We start from the raw sequence: 14,579 nt of genomic DNA, 5'->3' as shown, positions 1-14,579 counted from the left end.
TGCTAATATAGCTTGTAAAAACGATTTAGCAAACTTTTTTTCAAGAAATTTTACTTTTTCAAATTTCTAATTAAGCCTTTTGTTTATTTAACATTTTTATAAAATTTATAATTTTTATAAATCACATTTTCAATAAACTTATCTTTCTATTTCTGATTATTAAAATATCTGCTAAAAAATAAAGCCTGGTAATTAATGGAATTTCCCCAATATTCCCATGTATGGCTGCCCGGCCTTACGGTATAATCATGCGGTATTTTACGCTCCAATAATTTTTGATGGAGTTCCTGGTTACCGGCATAAGTAAAATCATCATATCCGCAATCAAATGTTATAGCAAGTGAATTTGGCTTTAGTAAATATATCATGTCAACCACAGCGTTCTTTTCCCAGCGTTCAGGATACTCGCTATATTTGCCTAACACCTGTTCAATACCAAAACTATCAGAAAACTGCCTTATATCTACCACACCACTCATACTGCCTGCTGCGCCAAAGGTATCCTGATGTTTAATGGCTATATATAATGCACCGTGTCCGCCCATGCTTAAACCAGCAATAGCTCTCCCCTTTCTGTCTGCTATGGTAGAATAGTGCTTATCTATCCAGTTCACCAGTTCAGTTGATATATAGGTTTCATATTGCCAATCTTTATTCATAGGGCTATCAAAATACCAGCCCGCAAAATTGCCATCGGGGCAAACTATCATCATGTGATAGGTATCAGCCAGTTGAGCTATAGAAGGTACCTTCAGGATCCAATCGCTGTATTTTCCGCTATAACCATGCAGCAAGTATAGTACAGGGAATTTTTTATTTACTGTATAATCTGCCGGTTCAATAACAACCGTTTTAAAATCGGCATGCATACTGGCACTATGGGTTAGTACGGTATCTACTTTGGCGGCACTTGCGCGCTTAAAGCAAATAGCTGCTGATAATAATAATAGCGCAATAATTTTTTTAGTGTTCATGGGTAATTGTAGAAAGGTTATTTAACGGCTGTTATTTTTATGCGACGAGTTTTTGGCTTATTAACTGCATATATCTCATCTACTAAAACGTTCATTTCTTTTTGCCATGCATCGCGCACGCTTTTGTATCTGGCACGACTATAATTGTCTTTATTTCCATTAACAAAAGGGTTTTTTGCGGAATATTTTTTTACGCTATCCATAGCGGCGTTACTATCCTTATACAACATTCCTTTGTCTTTCAAAAAGTCGTATTCCATCCACTCATAATTGCGCAGGCGCCTTTCAATATCCCATCTTTCCTCGTTCATTTCCCTTATTTGTATAGCTTGCTGATACTGTGGAGTGGTGGTAATTTCGGCCATGTTAATACCATCAGCAAATTGCGAGGCAGAGAAATTCCCCATCAACTCATCATCAATAAACAAATTGTAATTACCACTTTTTAAATTTTTAACACTTAATATCTCACGGTCAAAATCCTTCATAAAAGGCACTACATTTAATGCATCCGATTGCTTTTTATGATTTCCCCAACCACGTGGAATGGTATCTAATGGATATGGTAACGAATTAGCCAAATAATTAAATGAAACCGAATTATTAGTACCTGCTATATTACTTATCTGGCAGTTTACACTTTTATCAAGCTTTTTAGCTGAGGCATTTATTTCAATATCGGCAACCGGCTTGCCGGCTAAACCCTGTGCCTTTAAGAACAGGTATGCCATAACCAGATGACCATCATTATCGGGGTGAATGCGATCATTTGGGGTAAGACTGAAGGTAGAATCCTTTTTCTGTTCTTCCAGATTAATTTTCTCCATCGGGTGATAAAAATCAACAAAACCCCAGTTGTTTGCTTTTGCAGATTCCTTTTGATGCTCTACCACCTTTTCCAATGCCTCACTTTTATGCGGATAAATATTTTTTGTGGTAAATTTTGTAGTTTCATCATAAGGCGATGTGCCGATCAATATTTTTCTGATATTCGGCAATTTTTTCAGCTTATCAACAACCTCGGCATACGTTTTATAACTATCAGCTAACCTTTTAGTGATAAAACCGTTGGTATCATCGCCGTACCATTCAAAATATCCGGTATCATTCATACCCCAGGTTAGCGTTAATACTGTTGGTTTTGTGGTTAATACATCTTCATCCAAACGATAGGCTATTTGCCCTATAACATCGCCCCCTATGCCTTTATTAAAACATGTGATCCTGCGATCAGGAAAATGCGTCATATAATACAACCAGATGTAAGAATGATAATGCCCGCCATCGGTTATACTATTACCAACAAAAGCAATCCGATCGCCCGCTTTAAAGGGCGCAATATTCTGAGCATTTACTCCTGACCATAAGCTGACAGCTATCAGCGCTAAAAAAAGTTTTTTCATGTTATTAATTAATTCCCCACAATTTATTTGGTGTTGCGCCCATGGTTAACTCCAACACACCGCCTGCGGCTATGTCTTTATAATCCAGGTAGCACTTGTTATAAGATTTTCCGTTTAGTTTGGCACTTTGGATGTATACATTGTCGGCAGAATTGCCTTTAGCCACAATGGTAAAGCTTTTGCCTGTTGCATAGGCCAGATCAAGTTTCATGGTGATCTTATCAAACACCGGGCTGGTAATTTCCTGCCTGGTATCGCCGGGGCATACCGGATGCAGGCCACTTGCCGCCAAAACATACCATGCCGACATTTGGCCCACATCTTCGTTACCTACCAATCCCTCTACCGAGTTTTTGTAAGCCCGGCGGCAAATAGCCCGTGTCCATTTCTGGGTAAGCCAGGGCATACCTAAACGATTATATAAAAACGGAACATGATGTACAGGCTCATTAGCATGGTTATAATAGTCGTTCCACATCATATTCTCCGGTGTTTTGTCAAAAAGGTTATTGAGATCAGCGATCACCTTTTGCTTACCTCCCATCAGTTGTACCATACCCCTCACATCCTGCGGTACAAACCATCCTTGCTGATACGGATTGGTTTCAAAAGTACCGTACCACTGTGTCATTCTGCCTGAATCGGGCCATGCAACCCATTTACCCTTTTCGTCTTTAGGGCGAAACCATCCTTTGTCCTTATCATAAATATTTTTGTATGACATGCTGCGCGCCATGTATTTACGCTCATCTGCCGGGTGATGTAACCAGTGGGCCAACTGCGCAACGCACCATTCGTTATAGGCGTACTCCAGCGTTTGGGCAATACCTATAGAGCCTGGCGCATAGCCTCTGTCGCCGTTACCAAATTTCTCTACCGACCCTACCGCTAAATCGTAAGCCTTATTGACATTATAATTACGGATGCCTTTAGCATAAGCATCGGCTAAAACAGATGTCATGGGATTGCCCAGCATACAGCCGGTATAGGCGTTTAAAAGTTCCCACCGTTCAAAATACCCCTTCTGTTTTTGATCGGCCAGTGTCACCATTGAGTTCACCAGATCGTTAACCAGCGAAGGATTAATAATGGTTTGCAAAGGCATTTGGCTGCGAAATACATCCCATCCGCTAAAAACGGTACGTTTTTTAAATTTATCGGTATAATGTGCCTTGCCATCGCCACCGGGATATTTTCCGTCAACATCACTGATAATGCGCGGATCTATCATGGTATGATATAAGGCGGTGTAAAAAACCGTTTTCTGCTCGGTTGTACCACCCTTAATATCTATTTTAGCAAGTGCATTATCCCACAAGTTTATTGCCTTTTGATGCAGGGCATCAAAATTCCAGCCCTTAATTTCGGTAAGTAAATTATTTTTTGCCCCGGCTATACTTATGTAAGATATACCGGATTTTAAAAGCACCTGTTCGTTGGCTTTAGTTTCAAATTCTGTATAAAAGCCAAGATGTTTACCCTGCTTTTCTTTAACTCCGGGCAGTATTGCTGAATGCGCTATCATGTCCTGATATTTTTCGCTTTCTACATCTTCGCGTTTACGGCTCTGCCCTTCGGGGATATTGGCGCTCCATACGCCATAATTTTTTATCGGTTTACTGAATTGCGCATAAAAATAAACGGTATAGTCCGCGTGTCCATCACCATTACCCCATCCGCCGCCATCTGGAGTACATTTCATCCATCCTTCAATGGTATGATCATCCACTACCCGAACATATTGCAAGGTAGAAGTTCCCCCTACCCGTCGTGCGAGATCAATTTGTATACGCGACTGTTTATTTTGCGGGAACGTAAAACGCAGCATACCACTATGTGGAGCTGCCGTCATTTCAGCTTTTACATGGTAATCGTTTAATAAAACACTGTAATAACCTGCCGATGCTTTTTCACTTTTTTTATCGTAACTTGAGCGGTAACCGGCATCCGGGTTTTCCCGTTTACCTGAACTCGTTTTAAGTTTACCTGTGGTTGGCATCACTAAAAAGTTACCCATATCGCCAAACCAGCCAATACCGCTCATTTGCGTGAAGGCAAAACCCTCAATGCTGGTATGCTCATAACTATAGCCCGAACCATTGTCGCCCCCGGTTATGGTATTCGGGCTTACCTGTACCATACCATAAGGTGTGGTTGCCCCCGGAAAAGTTTTGCCCAGGCCGTGGTAAACCCCTGCATCTGCCGCACTGGTGCTTGCACCAATAAACGGATTCACATATTGAGCAGCATTTTGCGCTTTTGCGGACGAAGCATAAACAGCCAAACCTGACAGCAGGGCTATCTTAAAATATTTTGGAATGTTTTTAAACATCTCTTTTCCTTGTAAGAATTTAGATGGTGCGGAGCCTGTAATTACAACAGACCTTATTTAGCAATTGGTTTACAAGCGTCCAAATTAGAAAGAAAAAACGATTTAGCAAATTTTATTGTATAATTTTTATATGCCGTTTATATCAATCCTTATTTACTGATTCCGCGCGCATTTACCAGTTTAATTGTGCGTACCCCAAACTTAGGTACATTGATGATGGCAGAAGTTTCTTCATTTTTTTGCGGTAACAAACTTAGCGTCTTCCTCTCCCTGCCATCTAATTCCATTAAAACAGCTTTATCCCCCATGCAATTAAAGGTAACTTTGCCGGATGTTACCGTGCCTGCATTAAACAAGCGAACCAGCATATCGTTACCGTCAAAATTAATGGTAGTGACCTCGAAACCCGCCGGTACATTTACTAAAGAACGGCTCATAACCGCTGGCTGCTTATCAGATAATACGGCTATTAATGGCTCGTTCCATTTGGTGTTATCTGCCCAAATACCTGCCTTATCCCATTTACCTGCATGGGGTATTAGTGCATAATTAATTTCTGAAGGCCCGACGATGGTATAATTGCGCCCCCATAAGCCCATACCTGAATATTGCAGCGTTAAGCCTAACGGGAAATTTTGGCCATGAGTATAACTGGTGGTATGATCGCTGAACAGAGCTATTCCATATTGTTGCTTACTATCGGTTACATCCACCCAGTTTAGGATCACATTATTCTTTATGCTATCCCAGCGGGTAAAAAAGGTATTCTTGAGTTTGCTTTCGGTAACATCAAATGGCGCGTTTTTATAAACCTTTTGTTGTTTAAGGTTAAGTGGAAATAAGGCCAGCAACTTATTACGATCATCATAAAAAGGCTTTTCGGGGTTTTCCATTTTATAAGTACCCCGCTCCGTATCTTCGCCAATACCGGGATTACCCTGCCAGTCGACATTTAACTTAATATCAATACGTGGCTGCCCCTGAGCCAGGCTGATGATTTGTGTATAGGGGTTACCTGCAATACTCCCCTTTACAGCCAGCTTTATACTCAGCGGACCATTTTGCAATACTTCAATTTTCGCGGCACTGTCTGCACTCGATCTGAAACCTCCGTCCTTATAAAAATTACCACGCAGTTCGTTAAAGCCACGGGAGTTAGCCTTATCAACAAATTCTTTATCATTGAATTGCTTAGCGATCAAAGATCTAATTATGCCCCCATGCTGCGGATCAAGCACTAATTTATACAGGTCTGTTTCCATTAAATATTTACCATCGGGCGTTACAGATATTACGGCACCTTTTACCCGGTTTAATTTTTGATGTTGTAAACCGAAAACCGCGTAGCCTATAGGCGGCACTTTAGCCCTGAACGTAATTTTATTTGTGCCAATAGGTTGAGTAATCATTTTTTTACCCGTCGCATCAGTCACGGTTACATTCTCCGCGTTCCAATTTGCGGGTATTTTAACCGTTACAGGTTCATTGCGGGTTACAGCTGTTGTATTGTAAACAGTTATATAGTGGCCGTCCGTATTTTTTTGGTCGATGCTTCCGGCTGAAAGATTAAGCAGGCTGTCGCATATATTATTAGTATAGCCCGTCCATCCGGTAACTTTATCGGCCCAGGTATTTCCCTTTTTTCCGTTATAAGGCACTATCCAGCAATCATGATGCTGTGATAACAACAACGTCCGCCAGGCCGAATCCAGCTGCTGCTGCGGCCATGGTGTGCCTGCGTATATTTTGGCAAGGGCCGCAAGTTTTTCAGTGCTAACCAATTTATTTTCGGATACCCTCACCTTTTGCGCAATTTGCTGTGTTACCTGCGATCCCCAAACTAAATTTACCAGCATATCTTCCTGCGATACCTTCCAGTTCTGCCGGGCATCGTTTTTCGCGATGTTGCCAAAATAGTTGCGCCAGGTAGTGTAAATACTTTTAATATCGCCGTGTATACCATTACCGATAAAGGGCCCACCCTTCCACCCGGCATCCTGCAATGTCATACCTATTGGGTGCGGCATGTTAGCCGCAAATGCGGCTTTGATATATGCAGGAGAGTTTTGCCAGGCAATGGTTTGCCATGTTGATTTTGGAGATAATTTTTCAACTGTATAGCGCGGTGAAGTAATAATGCTGGAACCATCCGGCCCTATCCAGTTCACCAGCTCACCATCATGCTCACGGGTATATCCCCCAAAACAAGTATTAGGATTTTTTAATGAAGCATATTTAAAGCCGAACGAGTTTAATATTTGCGGTAAGGCACTGGTAAAGCACGGCTCTTCCGATGAATAACTGGTAAATACCGCAGTAGGGAAATGGGCCTTTATCATTTTCATGCCGTAACTGAATTGGCGGATGATGCTCTCGCCCGAGATATTATACATGTAGCTTTGCGCATAGGCAGGGTTCACATATTCTATCCTGCCATTTAAGGATTGATCAGCAAAAAGCGCTTTAAAATCAGCATAAGCCTGCGGGTCAACAGATTGTGCCCTGTCCCATGTTTCGGGCTCCAGTTCAATATTTATTTTCCAGGCGGGATTTTTCTTCAGCATATCTGCCATGAACCGGGTATTCCAATCCGGATAATGCCCCCAGATACCGCCATGGTAGCCATCAATATAATAAGCCGTTTGTGCCTTCGCATTTTGCAGGCAAAACAAACCCGTGAGTACTAAAAGTAATACGTATAATTTTTTATTCATAATAGTATTAGTTGGCCTGCGAAATTTCCATCCGGTGGGTAACGGGTTTATTTATGGTGTACAGTTCATCCGTTAACAGGGCTATTTCTTTTTGCCATGCATCGCGCACGCTTTTAAACCTTGCCTTGCGATAGGTAGGGATAGTTACCGCCACAAAAAAATCCTTTTTAGCATATTTCTGCAACGAATCAACCGTTGCATCACCATCATTAAATAACAATCCCTTTGGTTGCAGAATGGAGTAATGTATCCAGTAATATTCACGTAAGCGGCGCTCTATTTCCCAGCGTTCCTCATTAATATGCATTATGGCAAGTGCCTGCTGGTATTGTGGCGTAGTAGTTATCAGCGCCAGATTAATGCCTTTTGCATAGTCATCAGCCGTATAAGTGCCTATAGTTTTATTATCAATTTTAAGCGTATAATTATTGTTTTTTAATCCCTTAACCTGTAATATCTCCTGATTGAAATCATGGGTGAAGGGTATCAGCTTTAAAGCTTCCGCCTGTGTTTTGGCAGGTTGGCCAAATCCGCTTGGAATAGTATCTAAAGGATAAGGAAGAGAATTAGCCAGATAATCAAACTTTAAACCTGTTTTAGTAAATACCGTTTGTGATATGTGGCAGTTCTCTGCCTCTTCTTCTTTTTTATCTTTGGCATTGATCACCACATCAGCTACTTTTTTGTCTGCAAGTCCCTGCGCTTTTAAAAAAAGGTATGCCATCACCATTTGTCCGTCGTTAGTGGGATGTATCCTGTCGCTGCCCTCCATGGTGAACAGGGAATCTTTTCGCTGCTCGCGTTCATTTATGGCGGTCATGGGACGGTTAAAATCGACAAAAGCCCAATGGTTTTGCACGGCAGCTTTTTGTTGTGCAACATCAATCCGTAGCAGTGCTTCGTTCTTTTTTAGCAGCGGGGTCGTTTTAATTTTTGATGTTTCGTCATAAGGCGATGAACCGATAAGGATCTTTTTAACCGCTGGATGTTCCTTTAATTTAACCTGTATAAGATCAAAGCTTTTTAGTGATTCCATAACCTTGGCGTTGTATACCGAATCGGCCTTGTCTCCTTTCAGATTTTGATAGCCGGTATCGTTCATCCCGAAAGTTAATGTAACTACTGTAGGGTGGTGTGCGAAAACGTCCGTGTCCATTCTTTCCAGTATTTGCTTTGACACATCGCCACCTATGCCTGCATTAAATACCGTGATGCGACGGTTAGGAAAATGTGTTAAGTAGTACAGCCATATATAAGAATGATAGTGCCCCCCATCGGTTATACTGTTGCCCGTAAATACTACCCTGTCACCATTTACAAAGGGTTGAATGGTCTGTGCTTTTAACGAAAAAAAATTATAACCGATAAATAAAAGCAGCAGCAGATATCTTTTCATGAAACAAAATTTAAATTGCTAAATTGATTTAGCAAATAAATAGTATTTTTTCGGTTTTTCAAAGAAAATCAATCAAACTGTTGCTTTTAAATTAATCCAAATTAGTAACAAATTAATAATAAGCTACTTAAACTAATACCGATAATACGTTTAATATGATATAAGTTTAATTCTATAAGAAAGGTTAAGTACCTGACGAATACTACTTATTATTAAATACCGGTTGACACATTAGAAATTCCCTTATATTTGCCAACCAAAGTTCCCGTAGTTCAATGGATAGAATGGCTGATTCCGGTTCAGCTGATATGAGTTCGAATCTCGTCGGGAACACTTCAAAGGCTGCATTTGCAGCCTTTTCTTTTACTTTTTTCTGTGTCTATTAAACACCTGAGGTCAAAATAGACGTCGTTCTCGGCTGGTTGGATGAAGCGCCGTATAAAGTTATCATAATAGACCTGAAAGACCTATAATTGTATATGAAAATTAAAGCGCTGATCAACTTTTTTCTCTTTATATCACTTTTAATACAGGCTAGAGCCGGATATAGCATATGTGCAGATAGCTTGACACCAATTAAATTCCCGATGGTTGTCGCATCGCCAAATAGCAAATTAAAGTTGGAAATCAGACTAAGCCCGGAAGGTGAGCTAAGCTATTCATTCGCGGCCAATTCAAAGATATTAATAGAAAATTCAATTATGGGACTAAGCGGTATCGGAAAACCTTCACCTGCCAGTGTCTCACGCAGATCCATCAGATCGGTTTGGAAACCGGTCTGGGGAAAGAGAGCCGTGGTGCCTGAGCAATTTAATGAAGCTACCCTGGATATAAAAACCTGCACACTCATCGTCAGGGCATATAATAATGGAGTAGCTTTTAAATACGAGTTCCCTAAAGGTAAAGCGATTAACGATCTCACGCAGTTTAACTTTAAGGGTGATTATACTGCCTGGTATTATAACGGCGAACGGCCCAATATCGGCCCTGAGAAATTAACGGACTGCGATAATAAACGATTGCCGGTAATGACCATTAAGGCAGATGATAACAATTACCTGGCTATTCATGAAGCTGATCTGTCATGGGGTGAGCCACTGGTATTGCAGTCTAAAAAAAGAGAAACGTTGTTTACCATTGCTTCTAAACCCAATAATGCCTGGAAGGTTATTATGTATGGTACCAAGCCCGGCGAATTGGTGGATTCGCATTTGCTGGAACTATTAAACCCTCCGCCATTAAAGGATCTCGATTACTCGTGGGTAAAACCCGGTGTTGCTGTTTGGGACTGGAGGATCGCCGGTGCGCATGTGGATGGTTTCAAATATAATATGTCGCTCCCTTCGTGGAAGCGAATGGTGGATTTTGCTGCAGCTAATAATATACGATATCTGATGCTTGACGCCGACTGGTACGGCCCTGAATTTGGTAAAGATTCAGATCCGCTAAAGGGCGGAAAAGTAGCCCAGGTACATGAGATCATTCGCTATGGAAAGACGAAGAACATTGGTATTTGGCTGTACTTAAATGATGTAGGTGGCCGGCAGTTTCCTATTGATCAAACCTTAAAGCAATACAAAGATTGGGGTGCCGCGGGTATCAAGTATGGATTCATGTCTGGCAGCCCGGCAGAAAAGAACGAGCGCACCCGGATGATCACTGAATTGTGCGCAAAATATCACCTGTTATGCGATTTTCATGACGGTCCGGTACATCCATACGGACAGATGCGAACGTATCCGAATGCCGTTACACGCGAATACTGCCAGGCACAGCTTGATGGCGCTACCGTACTTGAACCTAAGACATTTGTAACTTCAGTATTTGTAAATATGCTTGCCGGTCCGCTTGATATGAACAATGGTCTTGCCGACCTTAAGCAGCAGGGAAGAACGCATTCGCCTAACTATTCTGCCAACACGACCTTGGTTGCAGAGGCCGCACGTACCCTGATCACTTTTTCCGGTGTTACGGTTATACCCGACATCCCGGAGAATTACCAAAAGCATCCTGAGATCCTTCAATTTATTGCTGCTCAGAAGATGCCGTGGCTGGAAAGTAAAACCATTTCAGGCGAAATAGGAGAATACATCGTAATGGCACGGCAGGCTTCTGATAAAACATGGCTGGTTGCTGCAGCAACCAATGAAAATGCGCGGGAATTAGATATACCGCTTTCCTTTTTAAAAAAAGGCAAATATCAGGCACTGGTCATCCAGGATGGTGATGATGCGGATTATCGCACAGAAAACGAAAGTTATAAAACATCAAACATAAACGTGAAGCAATCTGACATCATCCATGTTAAGCTTGCACCCGGTGGCGGAGCCTGTATTATGCTAAAGCAGTGATGCGTTAAGTGAGAGGTCGTTGTTATTCAGAATATGAATCTGACATTCTATCCGTTGAACTACCGAAACAGAGGTGCAAATATTGTTATTGCTGTTAATTATTAATTGTGTTCATCCTTAGGAATTTTCACCTTATGAACTGATTATCACACGAGGTTCATCACAGCATATAAGGCAATAATTGATATGGCTATCCAAAGTATTACGCCTTGCAATAAAGGCCTGTACCCTACTGATGATATAACTGCCCTTGACAAGCCGGCACCTATTAAAAAAAGCGTTAAGGTAAGTCCGGATTTAGCTATGCTGATCAATAAAGGACTAATAGCAGATACTGACGGTACATAAGTATTCATTATCATAGCCAGAATAAATAATCCGATAAAGTAAGGAATGTGCACCTTTTTTGCACGATTTCTGAAAATAAAGGTCGACATAAAGGCTACCGGTATAATCCATAAGGCGCGGGCAAGTTTTACTGTAGTAGCCACTTCCAATGCTTTATTACCATACTTACCGGCAGCGGCAACTACCGAACTGGTATCATGTATGGCAATAGCACACCACAAACCAAATTGGGTTTGCGATAAGTTTAAATAATGCCCCACTAACGGAAAAATAAATAAAGCAACTGCATTTAAAATAAATACACAACCTAAGGCTACAGATATTTGCTTTTCTTCAGCCTTTATCACAGGCGCAATGGCTGCTATTGCGCTTCCGCCGCAAATGGCTGTTCCGGATGAGATGAGGTAAGAAGTTTTCTTTTCAATATTGAGCCATTTGCCCATAAAATAACCGAAGACAAGCGTACCCGATATAGAGGCTATAGTAAACAATATTCCCTGTTTACCAGCCTGCAAGGCGCTATGTACATTCATGCCAAAACCCAGGCCAACAACTGAAATTTGCAAGAGCAAATGTGTAGCCTTATGATTTAAATGTATATACGGATGTCCAGTAAACTGCGCTATAACCAAGCCAAGTATTAATGCCTCTAAAGGCCCTGTAATACCCGATAAGCATAGCACAATAGCAAAAATGAAGATGGTTTTTTGAACGTTTGAATTAACGTTCAAGAGTAATTTGTTACTACTGTCCAAGTGATGTGAAGTATTCATAACTAATGTTTTTATACTTCAAATATCCATCACATAGCGATTAAATTTTTATCATAAAAAGTCATGTTTAATAACTTAAAGTAATAGTTACATTTTAAAACTTTTAGCGAAATGAAGAAAGAAACTTGCCAGTTGAATAGCCTGACCATGTAGTTGAATAAAATAAAATGGCCGGAGTATGTTCATGTTTTTAATATCGATTATACGGCACTCGTTAGTTTTAAGCTCCTTTAGAATTGACTGTACCGAAAGGAAAGCCATGCAATTACTGCTAAGCAGATACGATTTAATACTCTCCGTGCTTCCCAACTGCATCTCAATATTCAGATCGGTAAGTTTAATACCATGATCTTTCAGGGCATGAGCTATTACATCTAAAGTGCCGGAACCGGGCTCCCGAAGTAAAAGGGGATAATTTTTTAGTTCTTCCGGTTTTATAGTGTCTTTTTTCATTAAAGAATTGTTAACACTACTTACCAGTACCAGTTCATCATCTAAAAAGGAATTATATTGTATTTGCGGATTACGGGAAAACCCCTCTACAATACCCAAATCTATCTCTTTATTTATTAAAGCCTGCTCAATTTGTTCAGTATTTCCGGCTATCAGGTTAATTTGTACATCTTTAAATTTCTGATGAAACTGAGCCAATACGGGTGGTATTACATATTGTGCAATAGTAGTACTCGCGCCAATACGTAAAATGCCCGCATATTTTTCAACCAGCAAGTTCATGTCATACTCCAACTCGCGGTATATGCTTGCCAGCTTTTCAGTATATTGTAGTAACACTTCACCTGCGACTGTTAATACTATTTTTTTGTTGCCGCTCCGTTCAAATAAAGATACTTTGAACTCCCGCTCCAATTCGTGAATGTGCTTGGTAACAGCGGGCTGTGTAATAAATAATTCTGCTGCCGCCCTGGTAAAATTAAGCCGTTTAGCTACTGTATAAAAAACCTGCAGGCGAAAATCGAACATAGTTTCAAAGGTAAAATAACTAAGCTATTAAAATACAACAAATCCCTGCAATTACCCGGTTTAAACTACTCAACAGGTTGCAGTATATGTTTGCCATATACCGCCAACGGAGTTAAACGATTCTGGAACATGGTTTCAATACTTTTATAAAAGGCTTTAAAGTCTTTGGCGCTGATCTGTCCCGGATAAGGAGCATAAAAATGATGGGTATTGCCATTACGCCAAACCATAGTATAGGAAGTTTTATGTTTGGCGAGGGTGGGCATTAAAACCTTCGTCCACCAATCGGCCTGTGGGATACCTTCGTAACCGGTTTCGGGTAAACAGGCCAGTTTATGGTTTTTGGCGGCTATTATATCTAAAAGTGATAAACGCTTGTCCAATTTTTGCTGATAATCTGTTACGCTTTTATAGCAATAATTATCAAAACCGATAAAATCAGCATACTTGTTTCCCGGGTAGCGTTCCAAAAATTCCGCCTCGGTATCAAAATCAGCCACTGAATAAACAATGAGCAAATTATGCAGCTTTTTGGTGTCCCTTAAGTAATTAATAGTAAAGCGCCAGAGGCTTTTAAATTCTTCAGGAGTGCAGGTATTAGCGCACCACCAAAACCAATTACCTGTAAGCTCATGAAACGGACGAAACAATACGGGGATGGCTTCCCCTGCAGGCCCTTTCAAATCGCTCATATAACCGGCAGCTTTATCCAGGTAGTTAACATACACATCGTGCGCGGCACCACCAGGTAATAATTCCTTTACAGTATGCTGTGTGGTATCCCATGCGGTTTTGCCATTAAAAGGGTTATCCATGTGCCAGCAAAAGGTATTTATGCCTCCCCTGTCGTAAGCCTCTCTTACCAGCTTTTGCTGCAATTTAAAAGGAATACCATTGATATCATTTTTACTGTCATGCTCAATTTTAGCCAGATCCCAGCCATATAATGCCGGGTAAGAACCTGTAACGCCTTTAACATCGGAACTATCCGGCTGGTAACGCCAGTTTACACCATAAGCCGTATCATCATGATGGCCAAATATCACCCCAGCGCCAACAAGCCGTTGCATGCTATAAAAAAGTTCGCGGGTTGCCGGGGTAGCTAACTTATCCGACGGAGCATACAACTGAGCGTTAACTGTAAAGCCAGCTAACAACAGCCCTGCTACTATATATAAACAATAAATTTTCCTCATTTTATTTTATTTGCGAGTTTTAAACAGGAATAAAAGCAGTAAGGCTGGTCATTTAACCGGCTCAAGAATTACATGGTGGATAAATATCAAAACAATCATCAGCCCGGCTCC

General features: G+C 40.9%; 9 protein-coding genes and 1 tRNA gene. 2 read left to right on the top strand and 8 right to left on the bottom strand.

The features are described 5' to 3' along the window. Positions 1–146: 146 nt before the first annotated feature. The 5 genes from I5M19_RS15970 to I5M19_RS15950 form a co-directional block, all read right to left on the bottom strand. The gene (locus tag I5M19_RS15970; protein ID WP_200067356.1) at positions 147–974 is read right to left on the bottom strand and encodes an alpha/beta hydrolase; all 828 of its coding nucleotides are present in this window, start codon (positions 972–974) and stop codon (positions 147–149) included. 17 nt (positions 975–991) lie between these two features. Then, positions 992–2,377, bottom strand: coding sequence for an SGNH/GDSL hydrolase family protein (locus I5M19_RS15965; RefSeq protein WP_200067355.1), 1,386 nt, complete (start codon positions 2,375–2,377; stop codon positions 992–994). Between the two features lie 4 nt (positions 2,378–2,381). Further along, positions 2,382–4,709 (bottom strand): GH92 family glycosyl hydrolase, encoded by a 2,328-nt coding sequence (locus tag I5M19_RS15960; RefSeq protein ID WP_200067354.1) that lies wholly within the window; start codon positions 4,707–4,709, stop codon positions 2,382–2,384. 149 nt (positions 4,710–4,858) lie between these two features. Next, the gene (locus I5M19_RS15955) at positions 4,859–7,423 is read right to left on the bottom strand and encodes a glycoside hydrolase family 38 C-terminal domain-containing protein (protein WP_200067353.1); all 2,565 of its coding nucleotides are present in this window, start codon (positions 7,421–7,423) and stop codon (positions 4,859–4,861) included. A gap of 7 nt (positions 7,424–7,430) precedes the next feature. After that, entirely contained in the window at positions 7,431–8,819 is a 1,389-nt protein-coding gene (locus tag I5M19_RS15950; RefSeq protein ID WP_200067352.1) for an SGNH/GDSL hydrolase family protein, read from the bottom strand. A 261-nt stretch (positions 8,820–9,080) separates the two neighbouring features. On the opposite strand from I5M19_RS15950, the gene I5M19_RS15945 reads away from it, so the two are divergent. Then, positions 9,081–9,152 (top strand) — tRNA-Arg (locus tag I5M19_RS15945). A 146-nt stretch (positions 9,153–9,298) separates the two neighbouring features. Further along, on the top strand, positions 9,299–11,170 hold the full coding sequence (locus tag I5M19_RS15940) for a glycoside hydrolase family 97 protein (protein ID WP_200067351.1): 1,872 nt from the start codon (positions 9,299–9,301) through the stop codon (positions 11,168–11,170). Positions 11,171–11,316: 146 nt separating this feature from the next. Here I5M19_RS15940 and I5M19_RS15935 read toward each other — a convergent pair whose 3' ends face one another. The 3 genes from I5M19_RS15935 to I5M19_RS15925 form a co-directional block, all read right to left on the bottom strand. After that, the gene (locus I5M19_RS15935; protein ID WP_200067350.1) at positions 11,317–12,291 is read right to left on the bottom strand and encodes a YeiH family protein; all 975 of its coding nucleotides are present in this window, start codon (positions 12,289–12,291) and stop codon (positions 11,317–11,319) included. A gap of 87 nt (positions 12,292–12,378) precedes the next feature. Further along, positions 12,379–13,272, bottom strand: a complete 894-nt coding sequence (locus I5M19_RS15930; RefSeq protein ID WP_200067349.1) for a LysR family transcriptional regulator — start codon at positions 13,270–13,272, stop codon at positions 12,379–12,381. 65 nt (positions 13,273–13,337) lie between these two features. Then, a complete protein-coding gene (locus tag I5M19_RS15925) occupies positions 13,338–14,468 on the bottom strand; it encodes a glycoside hydrolase family 26 protein (protein WP_200067348.1) in 1,131 nt (376 codons plus the stop codon). Positions 14,469–14,579 lie beyond the last annotated feature (111 nt).

This window comes from Mucilaginibacter segetis, from assembly GCF_016522075.1.
Taxonomy (GTDB): Bacteria; Bacteroidota; Bacteroidia; order Sphingobacteriales; family Sphingobacteriaceae; genus Mucilaginibacter; species Mucilaginibacter segetis.
Note: the sequence above shows the minus strand (reverse complement) of the source record. Positions and strands in the feature narration are given on the sequence as shown.

Excerpts from the sequence above, each read along its gene's own strand:
- I5M19_RS15970 (WP_200067356.1), bottom strand. The coding sequence starts at position 974 with ATGAACACTAAAAAAATTATTGCGCTATTATTATTATCAGCAGCTATT.
- I5M19_RS15965 (WP_200067355.1), bottom strand. The coding sequence starts at position 2,377 with ATGAAAAAACTTTTTTTAGCGCTGATAGCTGTCAGCTTATGGTCAGGA.
- I5M19_RS15960 (WP_200067354.1), bottom strand. The coding sequence starts at position 4,709 with ATGTTTAAAAACATTCCAAAATATTTTAAGATAGCCCTGCTGTCAGGT.
- I5M19_RS15955 (WP_200067353.1), bottom strand. The coding sequence starts at position 7,423 with ATGAATAAAAAATTATACGTATTACTTTTAGTACTCACGGGTTTGTTT.
- I5M19_RS15950 (WP_200067352.1), bottom strand. The coding sequence starts at position 8,819 with ATGAAAAGATATCTGCTGCTGCTTTTATTTATCGGTTATAATTTTTTT.
- I5M19_RS15940 (WP_200067351.1), top strand. The coding sequence starts at position 9,299 with ATGAAAATTAAAGCGCTGATCAACTTTTTTCTCTTTATATCACTTTTA.
- I5M19_RS15935 (WP_200067350.1), bottom strand. The coding sequence starts at position 12,291 with ATGAATACTTCACATCACTTGGACAGTAGTAACAAATTACTCTTGAAC.
- I5M19_RS15930 (WP_200067349.1), bottom strand. The coding sequence starts at position 13,272 with ATGTTCGATTTTCGCCTGCAGGTTTTTTATACAGTAGCTAAACGGCTT.
- I5M19_RS15925 (WP_200067348.1), bottom strand. The coding sequence starts at position 14,468 with ATGAGGAAAATTTATTGTTTATATATAGTAGCAGGGCTGTTGTTAGCT.